General features: G+C 65.0%; 1 protein-coding gene and 1 pseudogene. Both read right to left on the bottom strand.

Translation table 11 applies throughout. The annotated features are described in order from the left end of the window. Positions 1 to 191 (bottom strand): annotated as a pseudogene (locus BUB20358_RS28015) (nitrate ABC transporter ATP-binding protein); the annotation flags it as partial. A gap of 22 nt (positions 192 to 213) precedes the next feature. Then, positions 214 to 665: ABC transporter permease subunit (locus BUB20358_RS28010; protein ID WP_174905194.1), on the bottom strand; the 452-nt coding region annotated here is incomplete at its 5' end.

The following is a 665-nucleotide window of genomic DNA, read 5'->3' as shown; positions in this document are numbered from 1 at the left end:
GAGCCCGAGCGGCCGAGCAGCCCGACGATCTCGCCTTCGCGCAGCGACAGGTTCGCATCGTCGAGCACGAGCAGTTCGCCCTGCGTCTTGTTGAAGCCGCGGCTCACGTGCTCGACACGCAGGATTTCGTCGCCGACGCGCGGCGGCTGGGACGTCTGGATGGGGGCGTTTACAGCATTCGGATTGTGCATCGCGTTTCGCTCTCGATCGGTCTCAGTCGAGCCGCAGCTTCGCTTCGGCGAAGGCATACAGCGGGCGCCACAGCAGGCGGTTGAACAGGGTCACGAACAGGGACATCACCGCGATGCCCAGGATGATCTTCGGAAAGTCGCCGGCCGCCGTGGTCTGCGCGATATACGCGCCGAGGCCGTGCGCTTCGATCCGGGTCGTGCCCCATTGAACGGCTTCGGACACGATGCTCGCGTTCCATGCGCCGCCCGACGCGGTGATCGCGCCGGTCACGTAATACGGGAAGATGCCGGGCAGGATCGCCTGGCGCCACCACTGCCAGCCGCGGATCCGGAAGTTCGTCGCCGCTTCGCGATAGTCGTTCGGATAGGACGTCGCGCCCGCGATCACGTTGAACAGGATATACCACTGCGTACCGAGCACGATCAGCGGCGACAGCCAGATGTCCGCATTCAGGTTGAAGCGCGCGATCACGA

Origin of the sequence: Burkholderia dolosa (assembly GCF_902499135.1) — a bacterium.
Lineage (GTDB): Bacteria > Pseudomonadota > Gammaproteobacteria > Burkholderiales > Burkholderiaceae > Burkholderia > Burkholderia dolosa.
Note: the sequence above shows the minus strand (reverse complement) of the source record. Positions and strands in the feature narration are given on the sequence as shown.